The sequence below is a fragment of the Dyadobacter chenwenxiniae genome, from assembly GCF_022869785.1.
Taxonomy (GTDB): domain Bacteria; phylum Bacteroidota; class Bacteroidia; order Cytophagales; family Spirosomataceae; genus Dyadobacter; species Dyadobacter chenwenxiniae.
The window spans coordinates 321924-348738 of the sequence record NZ_CP094997.1 but is presented as its reverse complement, the minus strand read 5'-3'; the positions used below and the strand labels follow the sequence as shown (position 1 = coordinate 348738).

Annotated in this window: 23 protein-coding genes; 18 read left to right on the top strand and 5 right to left on the bottom strand. The window is 47.5% G+C overall.

Annotated elements, in window-relative coordinates; all coding sequences use genetic code 11:
- The first annotated feature begins 17 nt into the window (after positions 1 to 17).
- Both MUK70_RS01380 and MUK70_RS01375 read left to right on the top strand, forming a co-directional pair.
- Positions 18 to 1511, top strand: a complete 1494-nt coding sequence (locus tag MUK70_RS01380) for a c-type cytochrome domain-containing protein (protein WP_234655698.1) — start codon at positions 18 to 20, stop codon at positions 1509 to 1511.
- Between the two features lies 1 nt (position 1512).
- Entirely contained in the window at positions 1513 to 2436 is a 924-nt protein-coding gene (locus MUK70_RS01375) for a sugar phosphate isomerase/epimerase family protein (protein WP_234655699.1), read from the top strand.
- A gap of 18 nt (positions 2437 to 2454) precedes the next feature.
- Here the strand turns inward: MUK70_RS01375 and MUK70_RS01370 are convergent, their stop codons facing one another.
- On the bottom strand, positions 2455 to 3006 hold the full coding sequence (locus MUK70_RS01370) for a hypothetical protein (RefSeq protein WP_234655700.1): 552 nt from the start codon (positions 3004 to 3006) through the stop codon (positions 2455 to 2457).
- Between the two features lie 182 nt (positions 3007 to 3188).
- Between MUK70_RS01370 and MUK70_RS01365 the strand changes: the two genes are divergently transcribed.
- From MUK70_RS01365 to MUK70_RS01320, 10 genes are all read left to right on the top strand, one after another.
- Positions 3189 to 5666, top strand: a complete 2478-nt coding sequence (locus tag MUK70_RS01365) for a heavy metal translocating P-type ATPase (protein ID WP_234655701.1) — start codon at positions 3189 to 3191, stop codon at positions 5664 to 5666.
- A gap of 93 nt (positions 5667 to 5759) precedes the next feature.
- A complete protein-coding gene (gene ccoS / locus MUK70_RS01360; RefSeq protein WP_234655702.1) occupies positions 5760 to 5942 on the top strand; it encodes a cbb3-type cytochrome oxidase assembly protein CcoS in 183 nt (60 codons plus the stop codon).
- A gap of 14 nt (positions 5943 to 5956) precedes the next feature.
- Positions 5957 to 8104 (top strand): cytochrome-c oxidase, cbb3-type subunit I, encoded by a 2148-nt coding sequence (gene ccoN, locus MUK70_RS01355; protein WP_234655703.1) that lies wholly within the window; start codon positions 5957 to 5959, stop codon positions 8102 to 8104.
- Between the two features lie 3 nt (positions 8105 to 8107).
- Positions 8108 to 9133: a cbb3-type cytochrome c oxidase N-terminal domain-containing protein gene (locus tag MUK70_RS01350; protein WP_244784623.1), complete on the top strand. Its 1026-nt coding sequence runs from the start codon at positions 8108 to 8110 to the stop codon at positions 9131 to 9133.
- Positions 9134 to 9159: 26 nt separating this feature from the next.
- Positions 9160 to 10572, top strand: coding sequence for a cytochrome c oxidase accessory protein CcoG (ccoG, locus tag MUK70_RS01345; protein ID WP_234655705.1), 1413 nt, complete (start codon positions 9160 to 9162; stop codon positions 10570 to 10572).
- Positions 10572 to 11030, top strand: a complete 459-nt coding sequence (locus MUK70_RS01340; RefSeq protein ID WP_234655706.1) for a FixH family protein — start codon at positions 10572 to 10574, stop codon at positions 11028 to 11030. The genes ccoG and MUK70_RS01340 overlap by 1 nt, the downstream gene beginning before the upstream one ends.
- Positions 11031 to 11035: 5 nt before the next feature.
- On the top strand, positions 11036 to 11743 hold the full coding sequence (locus MUK70_RS01335; RefSeq protein WP_234655707.1) for a sulfite exporter TauE/SafE family protein: 708 nt from the start codon (positions 11036 to 11038) through the stop codon (positions 11741 to 11743).
- A 128-nt stretch (positions 11744 to 11871) separates the two neighbouring features.
- Complete coding sequence (gene hemN / locus MUK70_RS01330) at positions 11872 to 13236, top strand: oxygen-independent coproporphyrinogen III oxidase (protein ID WP_234655708.1); 1365 nt, start codon at positions 11872 to 11874, stop codon at positions 13234 to 13236.
- A 99-nt stretch (positions 13237 to 13335) separates the two neighbouring features.
- On the top strand, positions 13336 to 14550 hold the full coding sequence (locus MUK70_RS01325; RefSeq protein WP_234655709.1) for a PAS domain-containing sensor histidine kinase: 1215 nt from the start codon (positions 13336 to 13338) through the stop codon (positions 14548 to 14550).
- A gap of 19 nt (positions 14551 to 14569) precedes the next feature.
- Entirely contained in the window at positions 14570 to 15634 is a 1065-nt protein-coding gene (locus MUK70_RS01320) for a response regulator (RefSeq protein ID WP_256464064.1), read from the top strand.
- Positions 15635 to 15750: 116 nt separating this feature from the next.
- Here MUK70_RS01320 and MUK70_RS01315 read toward each other — a convergent pair whose 3' ends face one another.
- Positions 15751 to 17583 carry a hypothetical protein gene (locus MUK70_RS01315; protein ID WP_234655710.1) on the bottom strand — a complete coding sequence of 611 codons (1833 nt, stop codon included), beginning with the start codon at positions 17581 to 17583 and terminating at the stop codon, positions 15751 to 15753.
- A gap of 154 nt (positions 17584 to 17737) precedes the next feature.
- Here MUK70_RS01315 and MUK70_RS01310 point away from each other — a divergent pair, with 154 nt between their 5' ends.
- The 3 genes from MUK70_RS01310 to MUK70_RS01300 are packed head-to-tail and all read left to right on the top strand — an operon-like array spanning position 17738 to position 21534.
- Positions 17738 to 18736: a 2-hydroxyacid dehydrogenase gene (locus MUK70_RS01310; protein ID WP_234655711.1), complete on the top strand. Its 999-nt coding sequence runs from the start codon at positions 17738 to 17740 to the stop codon at positions 18734 to 18736.
- Between the two features lie 58 nt (positions 18737 to 18794).
- The gene (locus MUK70_RS01305; protein WP_234655712.1) at positions 18795 to 19352 is read left to right on the top strand and encodes a hypothetical protein; all 558 of its coding nucleotides are present in this window, start codon (positions 18795 to 18797) and stop codon (positions 19350 to 19352) included.
- Between the two features lie 16 nt (positions 19353 to 19368).
- The gene (locus MUK70_RS01300; protein WP_234601779.1) at positions 19369 to 21534 is read left to right on the top strand and encodes a cation:proton antiporter; all 2166 of its coding nucleotides are present in this window, start codon (positions 19369 to 19371) and stop codon (positions 21532 to 21534) included.
- 4 nt (positions 21535 to 21538) lie between these two features.
- Here the strand turns inward: MUK70_RS01300 and MUK70_RS01295 are convergent, their stop codons facing one another.
- On the bottom strand, positions 21539 to 21949 hold the full coding sequence (locus MUK70_RS01295; protein WP_234655713.1) for a winged helix-turn-helix transcriptional regulator: 411 nt from the start codon (positions 21947 to 21949) through the stop codon (positions 21539 to 21541).
- Positions 21950 to 22033: 84 nt separating this feature from the next.
- On the opposite strand from MUK70_RS01295, the gene MUK70_RS01290 reads away from it, so the two are divergent.
- The 3 genes from MUK70_RS01290 to MUK70_RS01280 all read left to right on the top strand — a co-directional run bounded on the left by MUK70_RS01290 (position 22034) and on the right by MUK70_RS01280 (position 25365).
- Positions 22034 to 23473 (top strand): MFS transporter, encoded by a 1440-nt coding sequence (locus MUK70_RS01290; protein ID WP_234655714.1) that lies wholly within the window; start codon positions 22034 to 22036, stop codon positions 23471 to 23473.
- Between the two features lie 30 nt (positions 23474 to 23503).
- Positions 23504 to 24763, top strand: a complete 1260-nt coding sequence (locus MUK70_RS01285; protein ID WP_234655823.1) for an Hsp70 family protein — start codon at positions 23504 to 23506, stop codon at positions 24761 to 24763.
- Between the two features lie 203 nt (positions 24764 to 24966).
- Complete coding sequence (locus MUK70_RS01280; RefSeq protein WP_234655715.1) at positions 24967 to 25365, top strand: hypothetical protein; 399 nt, start codon at positions 24967 to 24969, stop codon at positions 25363 to 25365.
- A gap of 6 nt (positions 25366 to 25371) precedes the next feature.
- On the opposite strand, the gene MUK70_RS01275 is transcribed toward MUK70_RS01280, so the two are convergent.
- Together MUK70_RS01275 and MUK70_RS01270 are read right to left on the bottom strand one after the other, a co-directional pair.
- A complete protein-coding gene (locus MUK70_RS01275) occupies positions 25372 to 25941 on the bottom strand; it encodes a sugar O-acetyltransferase (protein WP_234655716.1) in 570 nt (189 codons plus the stop codon).
- A gap of 137 nt (positions 25942 to 26078) precedes the next feature.
- Entirely contained in the window at positions 26079 to 26792 is a 714-nt protein-coding gene (locus MUK70_RS01270) for a thioredoxin domain-containing protein (RefSeq protein WP_234655717.1), read from the bottom strand.
- Positions 26793 to 26815 lie beyond the last annotated feature (23 nt).

Below are 26815 nucleotides of genomic sequence, written 5' to 3'. Positions count from 1 at the left end.
GTGCTAAACCCTTGATCATGCATTACATTTTACTCCAGGATTCGTCCTGGGCAACATTCATTGGCAGGTTTCACCCTGCCATCGTGCACTTCCCTATTGGCTTTCTGTTAATCGGAGCCTTGCTCGAACTGGGCAGACGGCGTGGAAAACTCACTGTCAGCGAGAGCGTTATTGTTTTTATCTTGCTGTTATCTGCCATTAGCGCAACATTGGCCTGCATTGCAGGCTACCTGCTGTCGTTGGGTGGCGGCTATCATGCGGATCTACTTAGTAACCACATGTGGAAAGGGATCGGCGTGGCCGTTTTCGCCTGGATTGCCTGGCTAATCAAGTCCGATGCGCTGCAACGCATAATGCCAGCTGGAAAGGTGATTTATCTTCCTGCGATTTTGGTTGCAACAGCGCTTACATTAAGCGCCGGTCACGACGGCGGCTCACTCACGCACGGGGAAGGATATCTGACCCAATACACGCCCGAGCCATTCCGCGGCCTCGCAGGATTGCCTCCCATGCAGCAGAAACCAACCCAAATAAAACCCATCGCAGACGTGCAGCAAGCCAGCGTCTACACCGACATTGTGCAGCCGATCCTGGAAGCCAAATGCACGCAATGCCACAGCGCGAGCAAAAGCAAAGGCGATTTGCGGATGGATCAGCTTGCATTGCTGGTCAAAGGAGGAAAAAACGGCCCTGCCTTCGTTGTCGGAAAAGGAGCAGAAAGCGATATGATTAAAAGATGTCTTCTTCCTGAAAATGAAGACCAGCACATGCCGCCAAAAGGCAAACTGCAGCTGACTGCCGATCAGATCGCGCTGCTTTCCTGGTGGATAGACCAAGGCGCTCCGGCGGATAAAAAGGTTGCACAGCTCACCGTTTCGGAGGCGGTTAAGCCTGCACTCGCGTCGCTTGGTAAGGAGGCTCCGGCAAACGATGGCAAGGCGGAGCAACCGGGCGTGCTGAGTCTGAAAGTGCCCCAAGCCAATGAAAAGGATATTGAAAATTTGAGAAAAGCAGGACTGATGGTCAATACACTATCCCAGGACCAAAACCTGCTTGAAATCAGTGCAGTGAACTCGCCCGGATTCAGCGACAAGCAAATGAAGCTTTTACAACCCGTTGCCCGGCAAATTACCTGGCTCAAACTAGGCGGCACTGCCATTACCGATGCTGCATTGCAGCAAATCGCTAAGTTTCCCAATCTGAGCAAATTGCATTTAGAACATACTGTTACAACCGATCACGGCATTGTTTCCCTGAAACCCCTCGCCCATTTAAGCTATATCAACATTGTCGGCACCAAAGTTGGTGACAAAGGCCTGAAAGCCATTGCAGAAATGAAGGCGCTGCGCTCAATATATGTTTGGCAATCAGCCGTTACCGACAGCGCAGTAAGCCAGGTCGGACGACAAAAACCCAACCTGTTGGTGATGAATGGCCTCAATGAAGCTACGGTGGCGCAATTCGTGAAGGCAGGCGATGCAAATGATAAAAAAGAACTCAAAAACAAATAATATGGACCGTCGGAAATTTATGGGCAGCGCCATGGCAACAGCGGGCATGCTGACTGGCTTTGAAGCTGTTTCAGTTGCAGAAAAAGCGCCAGCTCAGTTTGCAAACAAGCTTTCTTTAAAAATCCTGGGAACCAACTGGGGCTTTACAGGCACGACGGACGCCTTTTGCGCAGAGGTAAAAAAAGAGGGCTACGACGGCATCGAAATGTGGTGGCCGGCAACAAAAGAAAAGCAGAAAGAGCTTTTTACGGCCCTAAAAAAGCACGGTCTGGATGTTGGTTTGCTGTGTGGCTCGGGAGAGAAGGATTACGCAGCGCATTTGGATGCCTTCAAAAAGCAGATCGATGCGGCAACCACGCAGTTTGAACAGAAACCCTTATATGTTAACTGCCACAGTGGAAAGGACTTTTTTACTTATGATCAAAACAAGGCATTCATAGATCATACAACCGCTGCAACCTTGAAAACTGGCATTCCCATTTATCATGAAACACACCGCGGCCGGATGCTTTTTGCAGCTCACATCGCGCGTAACTTTATAGAAAAGAACCCTGACCTGAGGCTCACGCTGGACATTTCACATTGGTGCAATGTGCACGAAAGCTTGCTGGCAGACCAGCAGGAAACCATTCAGCTTGCTCTTTCACGCGTAGGGCACATTCACTCACGCATTGGTCATGAGGAAGGTCCGCAGGTGAATGATCCACGCGCACCCGAATGGGAGGCGGCCGTAAAAGCGCACCTGGCCTGGTGGGATACGGTGGTGGAGCACAAGGTAAAAAGCGGCGAAACGCTGACGGTTTTAACAGAATTTGGTCCGCCCAATTACCTTCCTACTGTTCCCTTCACCCATCAGCCGCTGGCAGATCAGTGGGGAATCAATGTGCATATGATGCATTTGTTAAGGAAGCGATATTTGGCTTAGATCCGGCATTATGTAATACTAATCTAGCTCTGTATAACCGTCATCGCCTAGGATGTCATGCCCGTCGTTGTTGCGAAATTCGCGGACAATGGCGTCTCTTTCTGCACGGTTTTTGGGGTCGACACTAATGATGATCCCACCTTCCTTAATGCCTGTTTCATAAGTGTCGCAATGTTCTTCGGGGATCTGGGTCGCAATCACGTGGCTAATGGTCTTTGCCTCAGGCTTTTGCTCTACTTTTCCAATCAATCTCCTGGAAATGGAAATACCCAGCTCGGGTAATGAAATCATGGATGTAATGGAAATAATGGCACCGGCGAGCATATGTCTGGCGCTTTCCTTGGGCTCTCCCGCATCTGCATTAACCTGCTCATCACCTTCGTATACAGCGCTGTGAGCGGTCGGATTGGTATGTTTGCTCAGTGTTTCATCCGACATTAACAGCGAAATATCATCTTCGGTGTGGCCTAATCTCAATAGTGCCTGATAGGCATTTTCAGCATCTTTCTTGGTAAAAAAAACCGCCGAAACCGTGCCCGGCAAATCATAAGCGTAGCTGGATGTTCCCATATATAAAAGTTGATTTCAATTGGTGTTTGAATATATTAATATGATGCCAGGCCAATGAAGCAACACAGGGCAAGCTTCCCCAACCGCAAAAGCTGACAAAAATCATTTTTCAGACCAATTGCGGTCAAATTTACCGACAGATACTTTATTCAATTTTGGAAAAGTATTAAGAAGTAAATACCATGCAGCAGGACAGCCAGACTATCATATCCGAAGCGCCCGTAAAAATTGCCGGAAACACATGTTACCATTGCGGGGAAACTTGCTCCCAGGACACCATTACGGCCGACGAGCATTCATTTTGCTGCGATGGCTGCTATCACGTTTATGACCTTTTAAAAGTCACTGAGCTTTGCGATTACTACGCCATTGACGGCCCGGCAGGCGTTTCCCCCGACAAATCTTTTTTCGCAGGCAAGTTCGATTATCTGGATCTGCCCGAGGTCAGCTCAAAAATACTTGAATTTACCGACGGCCACCTTTCGCAAGTGAGCTGGTATATTCCAAAAATGCATTGCAGCTCGTGCATCTGGCTTTTGGAACAGCTTTACAAATTCAACCCGGCCATCCGGAGCTCAGTCGTCAATTTTCCCGAAAAGAAAGTCAGAATTACGTTTGAATCCGAAAAAGTCAGGCCCAGCGAGCTGGCAACATTGATTTCAGGCCTCGGATATGAGCCTTACATTAGCCTGAATGACATGACAGGCCAGCAACAGAAAAAGTGGAACCGGATAAGGCTGTACAAGATCGGCGTTGCAGGCTTTTGTTTTGGTAATGTAATGATGCTGAGCTTTCCGGAATATTTTCACCTGGGAAAAGACACTTTTGATGAAAGCCTGAGATCTGTATTCGGCTGGCTAAACCTTGCGCTGAGCATTCCCGTTTTACTTTACTGTGCAAGCGATTTTTTCAAATCCGCCTGGGCTGCCCTCAAGGGGAAATATTTAAACATTGATGCACCCATTGTAATAGCGCTCCTTTCTATTTTTAGTTTAAGTCTTTACCAAATTCTATCCGCTACTGGCCCGGGCTATTTTGATTCGCTTACCGGCGCAGTCTTTTTTATGCTCACCGGTCGTTTCTTTCAGGATAAAACCTACGCCGGTATTTCCTTCGATCGCGATTACCGGTCCTACTTCCCGGTGGCGGTTTCTGTTTTGACGGGGAAAGCAGAGATCAGAACACCTGTTACCGACCTGAAAGCGGCCGACATCATTCTGGTCAGAAACGCCGAGCTGATCCCGACTGATTCTGTTCTGCTTAGCCAGGAAGCTTTGATTGATTACAGTTTTGTTTCCGGCGAAGCAGAGCCGGTCAGGCGCATAAAAGGAGATACGATTTATGCCGGCGGCAAGCAGACAGGCCCTGCTATCGAGCTGGAAATTGTTCGTAAAGTCTCACAAAGTTACCTGACACAGCTTTGGAATAACGAGAGCTTCTCGAAACAAAAAGAAGATCAGAACCAAATGCTGGCTGCCCGCATCAACCGGTATTTTTCGGTTATCGTCTTAATCATTGCTATGCTGACATTCTCCGTATGGTATTTCATCTTAAAAAGCCCCGAAACTGCCTTCCGGGCATTCACAACCTGCCTTCTCGTTGCCTGCCCCTGCGGATTGCTATTTTCTTCAACATTCACGAATGGCAACCTGATGGCGCTTTTTGGTAAAAATCAATGCTATCCCAAAAACGCAGATGCCATCGAGCGTCTTTCCAAAGTTGACACCGTTGTATTCGACAAAACGGGCACCATAACCCGCTCAGATGACGCAGAAGTGGCTTTTTTCGGCACGAAGATGACCGATCAGGAACTGGCGATGGTGAAGGCAGCTGCATCTCAATCCTCCCATCCGCTCAGCAGATTGGTCGCAAAAAGTCTGGCAAATGTTCAGACAGGGTCTCAAAAACCCGCGCATTACCTGGAAGCCAGCGGTTCGGGCATCAGAGCTTCGTTTGGAAATCAGACTGTCAAGCTGGGTTCAGCGGCGTGGGCAGGAGAACAAAATCACGGGGAAGCTGCTGACAATGTTGCTTATGATCAGCACTTTTCCAGGGTTTATGTTAGTATTAATGACATTTCGCCGGGTTATTTTTTAATAAAAGTAAAATATCGCGAAAATCTCCAAACAACCATTGGCAAGCTTCACGACCACGGCTTTAACACCTATTTGCTTTCGGGCGACAAACGTACGGATCAGCAATATCTGGCCCATCTTTTTGGGAGCAACGCCCATTTGTATTTCAAACAAAAGCCCGAAGACAAGCTCGCCTTCATTGCAACATTGCAGGAAAAAATGCATCAAAATGTGCTTATGGTAGGCGACGGGTTAAATGATGCGGGCGCTTTGCAGCAAAGTAATGTGGGCGTGGCTGTTTCCGATGACATCAATAATTTTACGCCATCCTGCGATATGATCATTGAGGGCAGGCAGCTTTCGCGCCTGCCGGCTTTCATTAACCTGGCGCGCCACGGCCAGAAGATCATCAAAGCCAGCTTCGCTATATCACTGATTTACAACATCGGAGGACTTTTCTTTGCCATTGGCGGACAGCTTTCGCCTGTGCTGGCGGCTATTCTTATGCCGGTAAGTTTAATTTCAATCGTGGGCTTCACCACCATTGCCAGCAACGTGGCGGCCAGCAGAATTTTAAAAAACTGACCAAAGTCAGTTGTGAAGCCTGCCGTCGTCATCTTTCTGCTCGGGGCGATCCGGTAGTTTTGAATCACATAAAACGTAAAAGCATTCTTTCCAATGAGCGCAATGTTCGTCATGATTATCGCCAGCTTAGCCATCGCCCTGGCCTTTTTGGGCGCCTTCATCTGGTCGGTGCGCAAGGGACATTACGACGACGATTACACGCCGTCGGTCCGTATTCTATTCGACGATCCCAACAGCGACGCGTCCGTCAAAAACAACACAAAAGATATTCACTAAATTTTACCTGAGTTATGTCAAACGTTCCCCATCCTGCTCTGGCAACCGTTGAACTGGATGAGTTCCAATATGATAATCGCATTGTGCGTGATTTCGCGATTGCAACGATCCTTTTCGGGCTTATCGGTATGCTAGTTGGGCTGCTGGCTGCATTGCAGCTCGTGTTCCCCAACCTGAACATGGACCTGCCCTATCTTACATTCAGCCGCATCAGGCCACTGCATACCAATGCAGTCATTTTTGCATTTGTGGGCAATGGCTTCTTTACCGGCCTTTATTACTCTGCGCCACGGGTGTTAAGAACCCCTATGTGGAGCCCTTTGCTGAGCAGGCTCCATTTCTGGGCGTGGCAGTTTATCATTCTGGCCGCAGCCATTACATTGCCGATGGGCCTTACCACTTCCAAAGAATATGCCGAACTGGAATGGCCGCTGGACATTGCCATCGCAGTAGTCTGGGTGGCAGCACTGATTAACCTGGTGATGACCACCATTAACCGCCGCACCGAGCACATTTATGCCGCGGTCTGGTTTTACATTGCTTCATTCGTCACCGTTGCGATGCTGCACGTGGTGAACAGTATGGCGCTCCCTATTTCTTTGTTCAAAAGTTACTCTGTGTACGCAGGTGTGCAGGATGCACTCGTGCAATGGTGGTATGGACACAATGCCGTGGCGTTTTTCCTAACCACTCCTTATCTGGGGCTGATGTATTATTTTCTTCCCAAAGCGGCCAACCGTCCCATCTATTCCTACCGCCTTTCGATCGTGCATTTCTGGGCGCTGATATTCCTTTATATCTGGGCCGGGCCGCACCATTTGCTTTACACATCGCTTCCCGAATGGGCGCAAACATTGGGAACCGTGTTCTCCGTAATGCTGATCGCGCCTTCCTGGGGCGGCATGATCAATGGATTAATGACCCTCCGCGGCGCATGGGACAAAGTACGGGAAGATGTTGTATTGAAATTCATGGTTGTAGCCATTACCGCTTATGGTATGGCCACATTCGAAGGCCCGATGCTTTCATTCAAGAATGTAAATGCTATCGCGCATTATACCGACTGGATCGTAGCGCACGTACACGTAGGTGCCCTGGGATGGAATGGGTTTCTGACATTCGGGATTTTATACTGGCTTTTCCCTCGCATATACGGACGTCCGTTATATTCTCAAAAAGCCGCCAACTTCCACTTCTGGATCGGAACGCTCGGGATTCTATTTTATACCATCCCCATGTATTGGGCGGGCTGGGTGCAAAGCTCCATGTGGAAAGAGTTTACGCAAGAAGGCCTTTTGAAATACCCCAACTTCCTGGAAACCGTAACACAGCTCAAACCACTGTATTTTCTGCGCAGTGTAGGCGGAACGCTTTACATTATTGGCTTCATCGTGATGATCTACAACCTGTGGATGACCGCCCTGAAAGGCAAGCTGATAGCCACAGAAACGGCGAAAGCAATGCCGCTAAATGCGATCTGGCATGCTGAAAAAAGCGAGTACTGGCACCGCAGGCTGTTTGAGCGTAAGCCGCTGGCATTGACCGTTTTTGCATTGGTTGCCGTCGCCATCGGGGGGATGATCGAGATGATCCCGACATTCATGATCAAATCCAATGTGCCGACCATTGTGGCTGTGAAACCTTACACGCCATTGGAATTGCAGGGACGTGATATTTATGTCCGTGAAGGCTGTTATGTGTGCCACACCCAAATGATCCGGCCGTTCCGCTCCGAAATTGAGCGCTATGGGGAATATTCCAAATCCGGAGAGTTCGTATACGATTATCCGCATCAATGGGGTTCCAAACGCACCGGACCTGATCTGCACCGGGTAGGCGGAAAATATCCCGATTCCTGGCACTATAACCACATGGAGGATCCAACCACCATGTCGCCCGGTTCCATTATGCCCAGATATGGCTGGTTACTGGAAGACGATCTGGACACAAGCACAACGGCCGCCAAAATCCGGGCTATGCAGACACTGGGCGTTCCTTATGAAAAAGGTTATGACAAAATCGCCAACGCAGAACTCAGCAAACAATCCAAAGCAATTCAGGCCAGGCTCAAACAAAGCGGCATCAAGGCAGACGAGGATAAAGAGATCATCGCACTCATTGCCTACCTGCAACGATTAGGAACTGATATTAAAAATGATTGACTTATGAAATTCCGAACATATCTTGAAACCATTGCCGGCATAGGCATTTATCCGCTGATCTCGCTCATTATATTTTTTATCTTCTTCCTATCGCTGATCGTTTTTGTGATTGGGATTGATAAAAAGTCGCTGCAAAAAATGGAGCGTATGCCATTGAATGATGGTGTGATCAAAAAGGGCTTGTTATCTGTACTTTTCTTTTTCATGCTGGGCGGTTCGGTCTTTGCGCAGGATCAGGTGGCAGAACCTATCCGGGCGATCAGTGGCACTGAGCTTATCCTTTTGATCTTGCTCGGCATCATTTTCTTTGTGGCGCTGCTGGTTGTGATCGCACTAGTTAACACGGTAACATTGCTTCAAAAAATCTCTGCCCCACCCAAAACTGAAGCGCATACAGACCCTGTCGTTTCCTGGTGGAAAAAGTTTGCCGGAATGAGCGTCATGCCGAGTCAGGAACATCACCTCATCATTGAAGGGCACGATTATGACGGCATTCAGGAGCTGGACAACCGCATGCCGCCGTGGCTGCAGTCACTTTTTGTGGGCACCATTATCATCGGGATCGGTTACGGCGCATATTATTTCAGCGGAATCGGCGATTACCAGCTTGCCGAGCTTGAAAAAGAGGTGGCGCAGGCCGAAATTGATAAAAAAGCTTACATGGCCAAGGTAGGCGCATCCATGGATGAAAACACGGTTACGCTGGTCAGTGAGGAAGCATCAATAGGCCAGGGTAAAGCCATTTTCCAGGAAAAATGCACGGCTTGCCACGGCCCGGATGGCGGCGGAAGTGTAGGCCCGAACCTTACAGACGGTTACTGGCTGCATGGCGCGGGCATTAAAAATCTTTTCAAGGTCATTAAATATGGTGTCCCCGAAAAAGGCATGATCTCCTGGGAAAAGCAGCTTTCCCCCACTGACATTCAAAAAGTTGCAAGCTATGTGTATTCATTAAAGGATACCAAACCAGCGAATCCAAAAGAACCGCAAGGTGAACTGCTTAGCGACGATAAAGTTGCAGCCAATTAAGTACGCTCACCATTCACACGAAGACCATGAAAATTCCCAACCAGCTCATCAGCGATTCCGACGAATCATTCCGCGACCATTTCAGCGCGGTCACTGAGGATGGAAAACGCAACTGGTTTTACCCGCAAAAACCAACCGGAAAATGGCATACGCGAAGGGTTTGGTTTACCGTGGCGATCTTAACACTGCTTTTTGTAACACCATTTATCACATTCAACGATCAGCCTTTGCTGTTGTTCAATGTGCTGGAACGCAAATTCATCATTTTCGGCATTTTCATCGGCCCGCAGGATTACTGGCTTTTCGGGCTTACGATGCTCTCGTTCATGGTTTTTATTGTGCTGTTCACCACCATTTTCGGAAGGTTATGGTGCGGCTGGGCTTGCCCGCAAACGGTGTTTATGGAAATGGTTTTCCGCAAGATCGAATACGCTATTGAAGGCAATGCAACCAAACAAAAACTGCTCAACAAAGCGCCCTGGAACACGGAAAAGATCGTGAGGAAAACCGCAAAATACGCTGCCTTCCTGATCGTGTCATTTTTGATTGCCAACCTGCTGCTCGCCTACGTGCTGGGCGTGGATGAACTTTCAAAAATAATCCGTGAGCCCATCTCGGAGCACATTCCGCTGTTTTCGGGGATCATTGCTTTTACCGCGATTTTCTATTTCAATTTTGCGTGGCTGCGTGATCAGGCCTGTACGGTGGTTTGTCCTTACGGCCGTTTGCAAGGTGTGCTCATGGACCGCAACACCATCAATGTCGCTTATGATTATGAGCGGGGCGAGCCTCGGGGAAAAATCCATAAAAACCAGGAGCGCACGGAAGGTGACTGCATCAACTGCCATCAATGCGTAGCAGTGTGCCCCACCGGCATTGACATCCGAAACGGCCTGCAAATGGAATGCGTGAACTGCACTGCCTGCATTGATGCCTGCGACAACATCATGGATAAAGTAGGATTTGAAAAAGGCCTGATCCGCTATACTTCCGAAAATGCAATTGTAAAGAAAACCAACAAACTTATTACGACCCGTGTTGTGGGTGCGATGGTCATGCTGGTTCTACTATGGTCGGTGCTTGGGTTTATGGTTGTTTCAAGAACCGATACGCAAACCATGCTGCTGCGCGCGCCGGGCAGTCAATACATTGAAAACAGTGATCGGAGTATTACGAACCTTTACACATTTAAGATTTTTAACAAAACCAACCAGACCATTAACCCAACGATCAGACTCGAAGGAGTTTCGGGCAAGCTGATCTTTGCGGGAAAGCCAAACTTGGCACTTGATCCGGCGGGTATGGTCGAAGGCACGGTCTTCATTGTGGTGCCTGCAGAAGCATTAAAAAAACGCAAGACAACATTGACATTATCTGTTTTCCAAGGCAATGAAAAACTGGAAGAATTTGAAACAACATTCATAGCACCTGAGAAATAATGAAAAGCATTAAAATCAACTGGGGAGTGGGCATTACGGCGCTCTATATGGGCTTTGTAGCCATGATACTGGTGCTGGTCAGCATGAGTATCCGTCAGAAAATCGATCTGGTAACGGAGCATTATTACGAAGAAGAACTAGGTTTTCAGGAGAAAATCGATAAAAAGCAACGTTCGGCCGCACTAGCCGATCCGGTGAAATGGGAAGTGCAAAATGAGGGCATCAAGATTGTTTTTCCCGGCAATGTGACAGAAAAAGACCTGAGCGGCGAGATTAATTTATACTGCCCTTCCAATGATAAAAACGATCGAAAATTCAAGATCTTAACCCAGAACCACACCCAACTAATCCCGGTCGGCAACATGGCCGAAGGCAGTTACCACCTGCAAATTGATTGGAAAAATAAGGAGCAGGCTTACTGGAATGAGGACGTGATCGTGATTAGTCACAAAAAATAAAACATGTGAACAATGCGCTTCCATATCTGGCTTTAACGATGGGGCTGCTCAGCAGTTTCCATTGCATAGGCATGTGCGGGCCCATTGCGCTGGCGCTTCCTGTGCAGCGGGGCAACGCCTGGCAGCGGGCTGCGGGATTGCTGATTTACAATCTGGGCCGGGCTGGCTCCTATGCGTTGCTGGGCGCAGTGGTTGGTGTTTTTGGTAATGCGCTCTCGCTTATGGGTTATCTCAAATATGTTTCTGTGCTGGCTGGCGTCTTGATGCTGGCTTATGTTTTTTGGCCAAAAGCATTTGCCCGCTATTTTATCGCGCCCGCTTTCTTGCGCAAGCCGGTTAACCTTATCAAAAAGCAAATGTCCGCCCTGCTGCACAGCCGCAAATTGCAGGGCTGGTTTCTGCTCGGATCGCTGAATGGTCTGCTGCCCTGCGGGCTGGTGTATCTGGCATTAATGAGCTCGTTAGCAACGGGAAGCAGCGCGGCCGGAAGCGCTTTCATGTTTGTTTTTGGGATGGGGACATGGCCGGCGATGATGGCCATTGGTTTTTTCAAAAACTGGGTTACGCCCGCCGTTCGAACCAAATTTCATCAGATTACCCCCGTTTTCATTGCTTTTGCAGGCATATGGCTGCTTTACCGCAGCACACTGTTTCAATATCCGCACGCATCCCATTCCGCAGCCAAACCCATCACCGAATGCCACGGCAAATAGCGGTTCTACCAGTCCTGTCGGCGTTGCAAACCAACAAAGGTTGGTTTTAATACTGACCAATGTCATGTTTTCCGGGGCGCCATAACCCTAGTTTTGATGCATAGTAACCATACAAAACACCGATTACCATGGATAAGGACCTGCTGTTCAAATACAATACACCCGGACCGCGTTATACGAGCTATCCAACCGTTCCCTACTGGCAAAAAACACCGCCCCAGCAGCAAAAGTGGAAGGAGCTGGTGATGAAGGCTTTTCAAGTTTCCAATCAAAAAGAGGGCATTAGTCTGTACGTTCACCTTCCTTTTTGCGAGAGTTTGTGCACTTACTGCGGCTGCAACACACGCATTACCATTAACCATGCCGTCGAAACCACATACATTCATGCCGTGCTCAGAGAGTGGCAGATGTATCTTACAACATTCGGAGAAAGCAAACCTTTGATCCGCGAGATACACCTGGGCGGCGGAACTCCCACCTTTTTTAATCCGGAAAACCTGAAAATGCTCATTCTGGGCTTATTGAAGGATTCCATCGTTCACCCCGAAGCGCAGTTTGGATTTGAAGCCCATCCCGGCAATACAACTGACGAACATTTGCAGACACTCTATGAGCTCGGTTTCAGACGGATCAGCATTGGTGTTCAGGATTTTAATCCTATCGTGCTGGCTATTATCAACCGCCATCAAACGTACGAGCAGGTTAAGCACCTGACGTTGAAGGCACGGGAGATTGGCTATACATCTGTGAATTATGACATTGTGTATGGCTTACCATTCCAAAAAGCATGTTACATGATGGAAACCATGCAGCGCGTGATCCAGCTCAAACCCGACCGCATTGCCTTTTACAGCTATGCACACGTCCCCTGGATCAAACCCGGACAAAGGAATTTTACAGAAAAAGACCTGCCGGACGCGGACAAAAAAATGGCCATTTACGAAACCGGCAGAAATGCATTGGAAGTGGCAGGTTACCAGGACATTGGCATGGACCACTTCGCATTGCCCTCCGATTCTTTATATAAAGCACAACAAGAAGGACGATTGCACCGCAATTTCATGGGTTATACCGACATGCACACACAGCTGCTGATCGGCCTGGGTGCATCCGCCATCAGCGACAGTTGGACAGGTTATGTGCAGAACGAGAAAAAAGTGGAAGATTACTATCAAAGAATTGCAGCGGGCATGATCCCCATCGCGCGCGGCCACGAGCTGACCAGAGAAGATCTGATTTTGCGCCGCCATATTTTAAGGTTAATGACGCAATTTGAAACCTCGTGGGTCAAAACCAGTGAATACTGCGAAGAAGTGTTTCAGTCCGTTGAGCGGCTGGACGAAATGGAGTTTGACGAACTCGTTGAATTACAGCCTTTCAGCGTGAAGGTTACCGAGAAAGGAAAGCCCTTTATTCGAAACATTTGCATGGCTTTTGATGCGCTTTTATGGGAAAACAAACCGGAAGCCCAACTGTTCAGCCAGACCGTCTGATCCGGCCATAGCCTTGTCCCTTTCACCAATGTAGTGTACCTTTCTATGTTTGATAGTGATATATTAATTCATACGAAGGTGATAACACGGCATATTGAAATGCTCGATGCCCTCTTTAAACATGCCACGGAAGGAATTGTGGTGGTGGATAAAGCAGGTGCGATCGTGATGCTTAATCCAAAGGCCAAGGAACTGTTTGGTTACCCGGATCTGGACCTGATTGGCAAAAAAATAGAAACGTTGATCCCGCAGCGGTTTGCCGCCAACCACGTGCATTACCGCGACCATTACCTGGAAGCGCCGCGGGCGAGGGGAATGGGGCATTTAATGGATTTGTTTGCAAGAAAATTTGATGGCAGCGAATTTCCGGTGGAAGTAAGCCTGAGCCCTTTTCAAACCAGCGACGGCGAGTTTGTAGTGAGTTTTGTGATTGATATTACAGAGCGAAAAAAGCAGGAAAACCGCATCCGGGAAGCGAATCTTGAAATACAAAAACTGAATGCGGAACTGGAAGAAAGGGTTGAACAACGCACAAGAGAACTGGCGGAAGCCGTCAAAAAAGTGGAAGATTCGCAGGAAGAAGTCATACGCGCATTGAAAAAGGAAAAGGAGCTCAACAATATGAAGAGCCAGTTCGTCACGATCGCCTCCCACGAATTCCGGACGCCGCTGGCCACCATCCTATCATCTGCCTCGTTGATAGGACGTTACGGCACCACGGAAGAAGAAGAAAAGCGGCAAAAGCATGTAAAAAGAATCAAATCAGCGGTTACGAACCTGACCGAGATCCTGAATGATTTTCTGTCGATAGGCAAATTGGAAGAAGGCCGTGTGCATAGCATTCCGGTGCAGGTGGAGCTGGAAGATTTTTGCAAAAACCTCATCGACGAGATCCAGGGCCTTTGTAAGGAAAAACAGCAAATTCACTTGCAATACACGGGTAATACGGAGGTTTGGCTGGATAAGCAGTTGCTCCGCAATATCCTTTTTAACCTGCTTTCCAACGGGATCAAGTATTCAGACGCGGGCAAGGAAATAACATTAAAGATTAATGCTGAGGCGGATCACGTGGATATGGCAGTGCATGACGAAGGAATTGGAATTCCTGAAAAAGACCAGCCCAATGTATTCGACCGGTTTTTTCGCGCACACAATGCGGGCGCCACGCAGGGAACGGGCCTGGGGCTGAACATTGTCAAAGATTATGTGACCCTGATGGGTGGCAATGTCACTTTTTCGAGTGAAACAGGAAAAGGCACAACGTTTTTTGTATATCTGCCCAATGTGATGCCCGCGCAGGTAAAAATGGATTAATCCCAACTCAACACCAATTGTGGAAGCTAAAAAAATACTATTGATCGAGGATAACCCCGAAATGCGGGAAAATACGGCTGAAATCCTTGAATTGGCCAATTATAAGGTGATCACCGCCCAAAACGGTAAAGAAGGCGTGCACCTGACCAATGAATTCAACCCCGACCTGATCATCTGTGATATTATGATGCCCGAGCTGGATGGTTACGGCGTGTTGCACCTGCTCAGCAAAGATGAGCACACAGCCAACATTCCCTTCATTTTCCTGACTGCCAAAGCTGAAAAAGAAGATTACCGCAGAGGCATGACCATGGGCGCCGACGATTACCTGACCAAGCCCTATGACGACGTAGAACTGCTCAACATTGTGGAAATGCGTCTCAAAAAAAGCGAAAGGCTCAAACGCCAGTTCGAGCGCTCGGCAAAAGGTCTGGACCAGTTCATTGAAGAAGCCAAATCCTTTGACCTGATCGCCAAGCTCGCCGAAGATAAGAAGGTAAAAACATTGCGCAAAAAAGAAACCATTTATACAGAAGGCAGTTTTCCGTCCTGCGTTTTTTTCTTGCAGAAAGGAAAGGTAAAAGCCTATAAATCAAACGGGAGCGGCAAGGAGTATATAACAGACCTGTTTAAAGAAGGTGATTTTTTCGGCTACATTGACCTTTTGCAAGGCGAAGCTTACCAGGAAAGCGCCATTGCATTGGAGGAAGCGGAAGTTTCCATGATTCCCAAAGATGATTTTTTCAATCTCTTGCAGGGAAACCGTGAAGTGTCTTCAAAATTTATACGGATGCTTTCCAATGAGATCAAAGACCGCGAGGAGCGTTTGCTGCATTTGGCCTATAATTCTGTGAGAAAGCGCGTGGCGCAGGCGCTGGTAACATTGGTGCAGCGCTATCAGGAAGATAAGGCCAAGCCATTTTCCATGTCGATCACACGGGAAGACATTGCTTCCATGGTCGGCACGGCAACCGAAACAGTGATCCGCACCCTTTCGGATTTCAAAGAAGAACGCCTCATCGATATGAAAGGAAGCCTGATCACTGTTTTTGAATATGAGAAATTAGCACGGATGCGGAATTAGGAATCCCGGAGGGATGTAACATTGGTAGCATCGATATTAACAGGCGCGGGAAATCCCGGAGGGATGTGACGACGTGCACGATGTCGCATCCCTCCGGGATTTTCATTTTTTGACCGTTATTTTTCTACCAATATTTCATCCCTCCGGGATTGTTGATAAACAATGTCATTGTCCATTGTTTCTTGCAATTGTTGCTCACATACTTCCAACTGGCACAACATTGCCTCTCTGTATGAATGCCTTTCATGAACAAATTCTGGAATTAATGCCTTATAATAATCGATTCCTGCTAACAGCTGGGTCCTGAACTTTTCGAGATATTTTTGCTTCTTATCATCAATCCGCATTGCATTGAATCCCACATCCGTTTGGTAATGTGCAACATACAAAGCCAATTCGTTGATAAACATGTTAGGACGGCTCACGCCAGCCAGCAGATCAGCTCTTCCGTAAATATGATCAACCATTTCACTGAGCTTGTAAATTTTTGAAAACCAGGCAAGGTTAGGTCCAGGGCAGATGGATACGGCGTGATTTTCTCTTGGGGTTAATAGTTTATGTTTGATTAATGTTGCCGTACTCAGGCCTTCGCAGAGGCAGAGTTTCTCGGTGACTGCACTGATTTTCACTTCGCGTTCGGCTGTGGATAAACCCAGGGATTGGATCTGCTTTATTTTCAAGTTTTGATATTGGCGGGAAGCCGTGCAGATCGGTTCAGCGGTGAATTCGGTGTTGGATACCAGGTATTTTTTCTTGCATGGACTCCCAGGCCTTCCTTTTGCGATCCTTTCCAGACGCTGCTTTTCGGCGCTGCTTCTTTTGAAATTATTGAATAAAACACCCAATGGAGATGAATTAGACACATAGTAGTCGCTGCTTTCAGCCTTGGTAAGTTCGCTTAATGTCTGATCATCCACATTGGTAACCTCTGGCACGAGCAGGAACGGGCTCCCCCATCCGGTTGCGTCGACCTCATAATGTTTTAATAAAAATTCATCTTCCTGAGCAGTCCCGATCCCGCCCTGAACTGTAATGCGTAATGCGGGAATATCTTTAATATCAATGCTTTTGGCGTTCAATGCAACCTCATATAAGGCAAACAGTTCTGTTAGCATTTCCTGCTTTTTCAATTTGAACTCTTCCAGAATCGGCCCGAGCAAAAATCCGTCCGTTGCAAAAGCATGACCCCCGCAGTTCAGGCCCGATTCGATCCTGAATTCGGAAATCCAGATTCCTTTTTTAGCAAGATATTTAGCCTGAATGAATGCAGAACGGAAGTCACTTACTTTGAGGATGATCTGCTTTTTGGAATGACCATTCTGAATTGGATAAAAATCGGCGAAGTTTTCCAGATAATTGTAAAGGCGCGGGTTCATGCCCGCAGAAAGCACCAGCGACGAAGATAATGTGCTGTTTGCAAATCCACGCAATGCAGCCGAAGCATCCGAAAACGCGTCTGGCAAATTTTGTCCGTAAACATCTTTATTGAGTTTATCCACCTTCGACATAATGTTGACATCAATGGCGCCTTTGGTAAGCTGCGATTTCAATGTTGCCTGCAAAAGCTGCTTCTCATCTGACGCTTCCATGGTCATCATTTGCAGATATTGCTTTTTAAGCGTTGAATGCTCAGGCAAAAGCTGGAAATACAAGTTAAGATCAGCTCCGTCTTCGAATGATTGATTTTTTAAATCTTCAAAATTCTTGTCAGCAATGCGGTTAACCAGGTTCAGATAAGCCGTTATGCGTCTGGCACGAAAATCGTCCTCGTTTTTATTGATTGGAACAAAAATTTCACCGCTGGCTATGGAATGGTGCTTTCTCATGCGTTCGATCATCTCGTCGTCGACAATTGACATGACCGAGGAAATACCGAAATGGGAGACTTTTACAGGTGTATCAATTGAATATCCAAGGCCTAAAACCGGGATATGAAATGTATGGTGCATGGTTTGCGCATTTGAATAATAATGATCCAAAACTAGATCAGCCTTCGCAAAGAAATATTGACATCGATTGCCAGCTTAACTGATAAATGTCATTGGAAAGACGTTCCTTGCAGGGGAGTTTTGCTGAATTTCCTTTTAACTAACCACCGCACGCATGAAAATCTTATTCTTTTCAGCCAAGCCATACGACCGCACATTTTTCGACCTGCATAACAAGCATTACGGATTTGAGCTGGAATATCTGGAAACGCATCTCGGCCCACACATTGCAGAAGCAGCCCAGGGTCAAACAGTCGTCTGCGTTTTTGTAAATGATAAGGTGAATGCAGAAGTTATAACCGTGCTGGCTGAAAAAGGTGTCAAAATCATTGCGTTAAGGTGTGCCGGCTTCAACAATGTTGATCTGGAAGCGGCTCGTGAAAAGGGCATACGCGTTTGCCGCGTGCCCGAATACTCGCCCCAGGCCGTCGCCGAGCATACCGTGGCGATGCTGTTGACCCTAAACCGGAAAACGCACAAAGCTTACAACCGCGTAAGGGAGCAGAACTTTTCGCTAAACGGCCTGATGGGTTTTAATTTACATGGTAAAACGGTCGGTGTGATCGGAACTGGTAAGATTGGCGCAGCATTTTGCAGGATTATGAAAGGTTTCGGCTGTAAGGTCATTGCTTATGACATTGCTATCAATGCTGCTTTGCAGGAACTTGGAATTGAATATCAGGATCTTAACACGGTATTGAGCAATTCAGACATTATCTCATTGCACTGCCCGCTCAACGAGCATACGCACCATTTGATCAGAGCTGAAACGCTGCAAAAGATGAAAAAGGGCGTAATGCTGATCAACACCAGTCGCGGCGGGCTTATTAACACGCCAGATGTGATTGATGCATTGAAAAACAAACACGTTGACTACTTTGGCATTGACGTGTATGAGCAGGAAGAAAAGCTGTTTTTCAAAGATCTTTCAGAGCACATTATAGAAGATGACACCATCCAGCGCCTGATGAGCTTTCCCAATGTCCTGGTCACTGCACACCAGGGTTTTTTCACCGATGAGGCCCTTTCAGAAATAGCACAGGTTACGCTGGCCAGCATTGATGCACTGGCCAAAGGCGCGGAGCCAGCTAATAAATCGGTGATTTTGGTTTGAAGCGTTTGAAATCCTGCATATAATTAACCACCTTAGCCGCTCTAAAAAAAGGACACGCATGAAGAGATGGACATTGATTTTTATGATTCTGGCAGCGACATTGCAGGGTTGCGGATATAAGGAAAAGGAAGCGCAGCTGACCAAAAGGGAGCAGCAGATTGCTGAAAAAGAACAGACATTAATGCAATGGGAACAGCGTCTGACGCTGCTTGAAAAGGAATTGCAGGAGAAAAAGAAAAAGCAGCTGCAAGATTCAACTGCCATAACCGACTCACTGCAAGCCCAACCCGTTACAGGAAAATGGATTGTTAAAATGCGCTGTACGGAGACCAATTGTAGCGGGTCGGCGATCGGAGACTCGAAAACAGAAACCTGGGAAGTTGCCTATCAGAACAAGGGCATTGTTGTAAATACTTTCACGGGAAACGAACTGTCCAGGATCTACAACGGTTCTTTTACCCAAACCCGGCTCGAAGCATCAAACGGACAGCCCGGGTCCGAATCAGTGATGCGTATTATGCTGGAACTGAAAGATGGCAAAATGGAGGGGACGCGGGAGGTGGAGCGCACCGACTGCAAAATCCGCTACACCCTTTCTGCCGAACGGCAGAAATAATGCTAAACTTGTGCGTATGACTTCGTTGCTGTTACTAGATCTCTCATTACCCCTCAAAAACCCCGTTATCATTTTTTCGGTGGTGCTTTTTATTATCCTTTTCGCACCCATCATTTTCAACCGGATCAAAGTTCCGCACATTATAGGATTGATTATTTCGGGAATGATCGTGGGGCCTTATGGGCTGAATCTGCTTAGCCGTGACAGCAGCATTGTGCTGTTCGGAACGGTTGGTTTGCTCTACATTATGTTTCTGGCCGGCTTGGAAATTGACCTGGCAGAGTTTAGAAAAAATCGCAACAAGATCATTGTATTTGGGTTAACTACCTTTCTTTTACCTCTTATAAGCGGCACACTGGCCAGCTATTATGTGCTGGGCTACGGGTTTTTGTCCTCGCTGCTGCTAGCCAGCATGTTTTCTACCCATACATTGGTTTCCTACCCCATTGCCAGCAAATACGGCGTCACCCGAAACCGGGCTATTAATATGACAGTGGGCGGCACAATGATCACCGATATTCTTGCGCTTCTGATTCTGGCTGGTGTGGCAGGCATGTCCAAAGGCGATGTTTCGCCTGCATTCTGGTTCAGACTGGGCTTTTCGTTCATTGTTTTTGTTGCGGTCGTATTGCTAGTTTTCCCCCTGATCTGCCGCTGGTTTTTCAAGCGTTTCGACGACAGCATTTCGCAGTACATATTTGTGCTGGCCATGGTTTTTCTCGCTTCCTTTTTGGCCGAGATCGCAGGCGTCGAGGCCATAATCGGGGCATTCTTTTCCGGGTTGGTTTTAAATAAATTTGTTCCGCATTCCTCCCCTTTAATGAACCGCATTGACTTTGTGGGCAATGCACTATTCATTCCCTTTTTCCTGATCAGCGTGGGTATGCTGGTCAACATCAGTGTGTTAGCTCACGGATGGGGCGCATTAAGGGTGGCCGGCGTAATTCTTGTTGTTGCATTGGCCAGCAAATATCTGGCCGCCTGGATCACACAGAAAGTATTCCGGCTGTCTTCCAACGAGGGGTTAATGATTTTCGGACTAAGCTCGTCCCATGCCGCTGCCACGCTGGCCATTATTTTAGTTGGCTACAACATTATCGTGGGCGAAACTGCGCTTGGGGAGCCCATCAGGCTTTTGGACGAAGATGTTTTGAATGGCACCATCGTTCTGATCCTGGTCAGCTGCGCGGTTAGTTCGTTTGTTGTGGAGCGGGCTTCTAAAAAGCTGGCATTGCTGCAGGAAGAAGAAAACCCCGAGGAAGCCGCCACGGCCAGCGATGAGAAAATACTGGTGTCCCTGTCCTACCCCGATATGATTTCTGACCTGGTGGATTTCGGGATAATGTTAAAGGCAAAACACAGCACGATTCCGCTTTACGGTTTGCACATTGTCACCGATCAGGACCAGAAGCATGATTCGGCTTCCCATGGCAAAAAGATACTGAATAAGGCTGTGGATCACGCCAGCTCCTCGGAAAACATTCTCGTGCCCCTTACACGCTATGATGCCAATATCGGCAACGGAATCACTTACACCATTAAAGAACAGAACATTACTGATGTGGTGATCGGCCTGCACCAAAAGACGGATCACAAGACATTCCTGGGACCAAAGATTGAGAGTATTGTTAAGCGTGTTTTTGAAACAATTTACATTTATAAACCCGCGCAACCCTTTAATACACTTACCAGAATTGTCGTTGCCGTCCCACCCGCAGGCAGTAATGACCCGGGTTTTCTGCATTGGCTCGGCAAACTGATCACATTGGCCAAACTGAATGCTATGCCTATCCATTTTTACGCCTCGGCAAGGACAATCAAGGCAATCAAAGGCATTATCGCACGGAAAACAACCCATGTGGAAGTGGAATTCAGCGTCTTTAGTGCCTGGGACGACTTTCTTATCTTCGCCCGTGAACTGAAAATAGATGACTTTTTTGTGATCGTTTCTGCAAGAAAGGGCTCGGCATCTTATCTGTCCCAGCTTGAAAAACTGCCTGGCTACCTCTCTAATTACTTCCAGGAACAGAGCCTACTGCTGATTTATCCCAAGCAACTCGAATCGGGCATTAACATGAGCGACATCGAGCAAGCCGACGGTGCGTTGATCGGCACATTGTCTGACAAATTAGGATCATTGACCAAGGCCGCCCGGTATGTGCGCAAATTGCTGGGAGATTAATCCATTAGAGGTCGGCAAATTCGAGTTCCGGAAAGATCCGGCTTTCCTGGTTTTGCAAATACAGTTGCCACCAATCACTCATCACCCCAATTACATCAATCAGCGTCTTTCCTAGTTCTGTCAGTTTGTATTCCACCCTTGGGGGCGACTCTGCATAGGCCTTCCTGCAAATAATCCCATCCCTTTCCAGTTCACGCAGCTGGGTTGTGAGCATTGCTTGCGAGACGCCGTCCATTTTTCTTTTCAGCTCACCAAAGCGGGCCGGACACTCATCAGCAATGGCAGAAATGAGGAGAATTTTCCATTTGCCACCTATGACTTTAAGCATTTTGGTAACTGGAAAATTATTTTGGGATAAGCTCAAATTTCTTGCTTTTGTAAGCGGCTGATGCTCATCATTAGTTCTGTTTTCCATACTTAGTTCTGTTTTACTAACTACTTGAAAAAGTTAGCACACGCCATGATCTTTAAGCGCTAAATATATAAAAACTTCAAATCGATGCGCTTAAAATTAACCGACAAGCTCATGCTGATGATCCTGTCAGCAGGCATTTTCCTTTCAGTTATCGATATATTCATTGTTAATGTTGCGATCCCATCCATTAAAAAAGGAGTTCACGGAACAGATACCCACATGCAGCTGGTGATCGCATTGTACTTGCTTGGCTATGCCGTTTTTCTGCTAGCTGGTGGAAAATTGGGCGACGTTTATGGGAAGAAAAATGTCTACGTCACCGGCATGGTCCTGTTTACCATTGCCTCCGGTTGCTGCGGTTTTGCCCAAACCGCCTGGCAGCTGAATGTGGCCCGGTTGTTCCAGGGAATCAGTGCAGCTTTTATGGTCCCGCAGGGAATCGCCTACATCCAGGTTTTGTTCAATGATCCAAAGCAGCGTACCAGCGCATTCGGAATCTATGGAAGCATTGCTGGCACTGCATCTGTCATTGGCCAGTTACTGGGAGGCATTTTGCCTGACTTGACTTTGATTGACGAAAGCTGGCGCCTGGTCTTCCTGATCAACCTGCCCATCGGTTTTATATCGGCTGCTTTGGCTATAAAATTCCTGCCCCAACACAAAGTTATTCAATCTGCCCGTTTCGACTTTTCCGGTTCGATGCTGCTCACAATTGCCTTGACGGGCCTGGTGCTACCCATTATTTTGGGCCGGGAGCTCAACTGGCCGCTATGGAGCCTCATGCTGCTGGCCTTTTCTGTCATCCTGCTTTTTGTATTTGTATACATTCAAAAAAGAAAGCAAACAACCGGCAGGCATCCACTGATCAACTTTGAACTGTTTGCATTCAAGGATTTCAGGATCGGCCTGTATGCGTCTGTCTGTTATTTTCTGGTTCAGGACACATACTTTCTGATCAACACGGTCCTGATGCAAACGGGCTTTGGCCTTAGCTCTTCAATAACCGGGATGTTCTTTGTTGTGCAAGGTTTGGGATATATGTCTGCTTCCCTGACTTCGGTGCGGTTTGTTGCTTTACATGGGAAAAATGTGCTGTTGACCGGCATCATCATCATGGTTGTTTCCCTGGCCTTTCACATTTTGATCCTTCGGACAGCTCAGATCAACCTCTTTGTTTTGATCCCGACATTGTTCTTATATGGAGCCGGATGTGGCACCGTACTGCCCTCATTGCTATCAGTATCGCTTAAAAATATACCGTCCGAATTCGCAGGCGCAGCCTCAGGAACATATGCCACTTGTCAGCAAATATCTATTGCTTTGGGGATCGGGATTTTGGGTGGTTTGTTTTACGATCTGCTTGGTTCACAGCACACTATTGAAGATTTTTCATCTGCTTACCGGATCACCTCTTTAATCAATATGATGTTATTGCTGGTTGTAGGGGTCCTTGTTCTCTTTCTGCCTAAAACCCAGCAAACTTGCCTTTGTGCGCAACATTCGTTTGGATTGCCGGGTAAATAATGAGAAATTGCGCGCCCAATTTTTCAAATGATGACGACTTCTGTTTTTTGCGGTATTGATTTTGGCACCTCCAATTCCAGCCTGGCTGTGGCAAATCAAGACGATGTTTTCCTGGTCCCGGTTGAAAACAACCACCAGACCATTCCCAGCGCCATGTTTTTTGCCAGAAAAGACAACCACGCCTATTTTGGCCGTGAAGCTACGGAGCGATTTTTGACCCGCCAGCCAGGGCGCTTAATGCGCAGTCTGAAAAGGGTTTTGGGCAGTTCGGCTATGCGGCAGGGAACCATGGTTAACGGCGAGCTGATGAAATTTGATCAAATCATCGCCGCATTCCTGGACCAGATGAAACGCAAGGCAGAAGCAGATTGCAAAACCGAGCTGCGTCATGTTGTGATGGGCCGGCCCGTGCATTTTGTGGACAATGACCCGGCTGCGGACCAGCGTGCAGAAAATGAGTTGAAACAAATAGCCAAAAACCTGGGATTTGAACACGTAGGCTTCCAGTATGAACCTATTGCGGCCGCATTCGCCCATGAAGCAAGGCTTACGGACGAAAAGCTGGCAATCGTGGTTGATCTGGGTGGTGGAACATCCGATTTTACCATTATCAGGTTATCGAGAGCAAACTCCACCAAGCACGACAGAAACGAAGACATTCTGGCCAATACAGGCGTGCGGCTTGGCGGAAACGATTTTGACAGGGACCTTAGTCTTGCCCGGATGATGCCCGAGTTGGGTTTCCGCTCGAAATACGGCGCCAAAAACCTGGAAGTCCCTTCGTATCATTACTTTGATCTTTCCGAATGGAGCAAAGTAAACTTTTTATATACCAACAGAATATTGTTTCAAGCCAAACAACTGCTTCGCGAAACACATGATCAGGTGCGTTATGGCAGGCTGATCAGCGTGCTTGAACAGGAAACGGGACATGCCGTGCTTGCCGAAACAGAGAAGATCAAGATTGGCCTGGCCAGCAGTGAAACCTTTGCCGCTGCGCTCGATTTTATCGATCAGGATCTGCGCATTGATGTGGACAGGAAGGATTTTGATGCTGCTATTGGCACAAAAACCGAGCGAATTGTCCAATCAGCAAGAGAATGTCTGCAAGCGGCAGGCGTAACGCCTGAAAGGATCGGACTGGTGATCATGACCGGCGGTTCAACCGAGATTCCGCTTATTCAGCACCATTTCCGGCGGCTATTCCCGGCTGCTCAATGGTCCGAGGAAAATAAACTTTCCAGCGTAGGGTTAGGTCTGGCCTATGACGCAAGGAATCGCTTTTCATAAAAACGCCTCCGCTACCGACATTTCTTCTGACGTCACTAGCATTCCCTCAGGCGTCTTTTTTCCTGAATCAGGGGAAGCAGATCCCACCAAGTTCATCAGGTGGCAACAATAGCGGCAGCTTTATTGACAGGCGGACAGCCCCAGAGTTGCCCGCCTGTTGCTATATGCGCCTTTGTGTTAACTTTACAAAAATTCCTTTGGCGATGAATAAAAACAGAAAAATAATTGTCCTTGCCCTGATCGTTGCTGTGATCGGATTTATTATTTATGATTCGACCTCTCAGCCGACAGTGGATGATCTGGAAGGCAATTTTGTAGAAGTGGCCAGTTTTCGTAATGAAAACAATAAAGGTCCCATCGTACGGATTTATAATGTGTCGGTTGAGGGGCCGGTTTTTGATAAAATGAAAAAATACGGCGATATGATGCCCTATACAAAATATGGCACCACAACGGTTTACTTCTTTGACGCTTCCAAACCAGTCCCCAATAAGTTGGTTCAAAACAAACCAAACTTTGATCCGGAGTTCAATGAGAACTGCTACGCCGTTTATAGCAAAGATCAAAATGGTGGGATCACATTTCAAAAATCTCCTTTTTAATATGGTTTAGGCAGGGGTTTCGACCAATGAGCGAATGACGCGGCAGGGATTACCGGCAGCGAACACATCGGCCGGAATGTCCTTGGTTACCACACTTCCCGCTCCGATAATTGTACGGTCGCCAATGGTTACGCCTGGATTAATCACCGCGCTGCCTCCTATCCAAACATCTTCCCCAATAGTGATTGGCTTGGCCGATTCCACGCCCGAAGCCCTTGTGACGTGATCGATCGGATGCGTTGCAGTATATACCTGAACATTAGGCCCGAATAGCGTGCGGCTGCCGATGCGCACATAAGTCACATCAAGCACAACACAATTGAAGTTGAAGAACACATTGTCGCCAACAATCATGTTGGTTCCATAATCGCAGTAGAACGGCGGTTGCAGCCAGAGGTTTTCGCCTGCATTTGGAATTAATTGTCTTAAAATAGCCGCCCTCTTTTCCGGCTCGTCTTCCCGCCCAGCATTCAGTTCCAGCAGCAGCAAACGGGTTTGGGTGCGCTCCTGGGTCAATTGCGGGTCCAGGGCGATGTATAGCTCGCCGGCCAACATTTTTTCTTTCTCGGTTTTCATGCTGTAAATGAAGTTGATGATCAAAATAGTGCCTTAATATAGCAAATGGAACAGACTTACCGTACAACCACAATAAAAATGCCGGACGGGAAGCCCGTCCGGCATTTCGCTTATCGTTAACGCATACCCTTTGCATATTACAATGTCTGGCTATGCAGGACCTTTTCGATCTCGGCTTTGGTAGCGCCGCCTTTTTTCTGCCATACGACCTGATTATTTCTGTATAAAATCAGTGTGGGCAAACCCACAACACCCAGTTCTTTCACCAGGTTTTTATTTTCATAAGCCTCAATTTTAAGGACTTTTACATGCGAAGCCTGCTCTGTTTTAATGGAATCGATGGTTGGGTCCAGCTTTTTGCAGCCAGGGCAGTAACGCGAGCCAAAATCGACTAAAACGAGCTTGTCGCTTTTTAACGACGCGGTGTATTCGTCGAGGGAAAGTCCTTTTCCGGTTGTCGAAATCACGGGTCTTCCCAGGCCGATCCATTTGCTTAACCCACCCGGGATTTCCGTTACATCCTGAAAGCCTGCGTTCCGAAGATCCTGCGCCAGTACGCCGCTGCGGCCGTTTCCGATCGAGTAGATGAAGGTCGGCTTTTCTTTGCTGAGCTTTGCCGTGTACTTTTCAAAATCCGCCTTATTGGCAATGCTAAAACTTAATGCGCCTTCCAGATGATTCTGCTGATATTCTTCGGGCAGGCGCGCATCCAGGATCTGAGCGTCTTTACCGGCCGCTTTCAGCTTTTCCTCGAATGCCTCAAAAGTCAGCAGTTCCCTTTTTTTAGATTGCTGGGCAAATGTGCCCGTTGCTACCAGCGACGCAAACAGTAAAATGATTAGATTTTTCATTGTGATTAGTGATTTGAATTATA

Bases quoted from the DNA above. Each gene is read 5' to 3' on its own strand.
- MUK70_RS01285 (WP_234655823.1), top strand. From the start codon at position 23,504: ATGACGACTTCTGTTTTTTGCGGTATTGATTTTGGCACCTCCAATTCC.
- MUK70_RS01315 (WP_234655710.1), bottom strand. From the start codon at position 17,583: ATGCACCATACATTTCATATCCCGGTTTTAGGCCTTGGATATTCAATT.
- MUK70_RS01340 (WP_234655706.1), top strand. From the start codon at position 10,572: ATGAAAAGCATTAAAATCAACTGGGGAGTGGGCATTACGGCGCTCTAT.
- MUK70_RS01365 (WP_234655701.1), top strand. From the start codon at position 3,189: ATGCAGCAGGACAGCCAGACTATCATATCCGAAGCGCCCGTAAAAATT.
- ccoN (WP_234655703.1), top strand. From the start codon at position 5,957: ATGTCAAACGTTCCCCATCCTGCTCTGGCAACCGTTGAACTGGATGAG.
- ccoS (WP_234655702.1), top strand. From the start codon at position 5,760: ATGAGCGCAATGTTCGTCATGATTATCGCCAGCTTAGCCATCGCCCTG.
- MUK70_RS01295 (WP_234655713.1), bottom strand. From the start codon at position 21,949: ATGGAAAACAGAACTAATGATGAGCATCAGCCGCTTACAAAAGCAAGA.
- ccoG (WP_234655705.1), top strand. From the start codon at position 9,160: ATGAAAATTCCCAACCAGCTCATCAGCGATTCCGACGAATCATTCCGC.
- MUK70_RS01280 (WP_234655715.1), top strand. From the start codon at position 24,967: ATGAATAAAAACAGAAAAATAATTGTCCTTGCCCTGATCGTTGCTGTG.
- MUK70_RS01350 (WP_244784623.1), top strand. From the start codon at position 8,108: ATGAAATTCCGAACATATCTTGAAACCATTGCCGGCATAGGCATTTAT.
- MUK70_RS01310 (WP_234655711.1), top strand. From the start codon at position 17,738: ATGAAAATCTTATTCTTTTCAGCCAAGCCATACGACCGCACATTTTTC.
- MUK70_RS01290 (WP_234655714.1), top strand. From the start codon at position 22,034: ATGCGCTTAAAATTAACCGACAAGCTCATGCTGATGATCCTGTCAGCA.
- MUK70_RS01375 (WP_234655699.1), top strand. From the start codon at position 1,513: ATGGACCGTCGGAAATTTATGGGCAGCGCCATGGCAACAGCGGGCATG.
- hemN (WP_234655708.1), top strand. From the start codon at position 11,872: ATGGATAAGGACCTGCTGTTCAAATACAATACACCCGGACCGCGTTAT.
- MUK70_RS01300 (WP_234601779.1), top strand. From the start codon at position 19,369: ATGACTTCGTTGCTGTTACTAGATCTCTCATTACCCCTCAAAAACCCC.
- MUK70_RS01380 (WP_234655698.1), top strand. From the start codon at position 18: ATGCATTACATTTTACTCCAGGATTCGTCCTGGGCAACATTCATTGGC.
- MUK70_RS01370 (WP_234655700.1), bottom strand. From the start codon at position 3,006: ATGGGAACATCCAGCTACGCTTATGATTTGCCGGGCACGGTTTCGGCG.
- MUK70_RS01325 (WP_234655709.1), top strand. From the start codon at position 13,336: ATGCTCGATGCCCTCTTTAAACATGCCACGGAAGGAATTGTGGTGGTG.
- MUK70_RS01270 (WP_234655717.1), bottom strand. From the start codon at position 26,792: ATGAAAAATCTAATCATTTTACTGTTTGCGTCGCTGGTAGCAACGGGC.
- MUK70_RS01305 (WP_234655712.1), top strand. From the start codon at position 18,795: ATGAAGAGATGGACATTGATTTTTATGATTCTGGCAGCGACATTGCAG.
- MUK70_RS01275 (WP_234655716.1), bottom strand. From the start codon at position 25,941: ATGAAAACCGAGAAAGAAAAAATGTTGGCCGGCGAGCTATACATCGCC.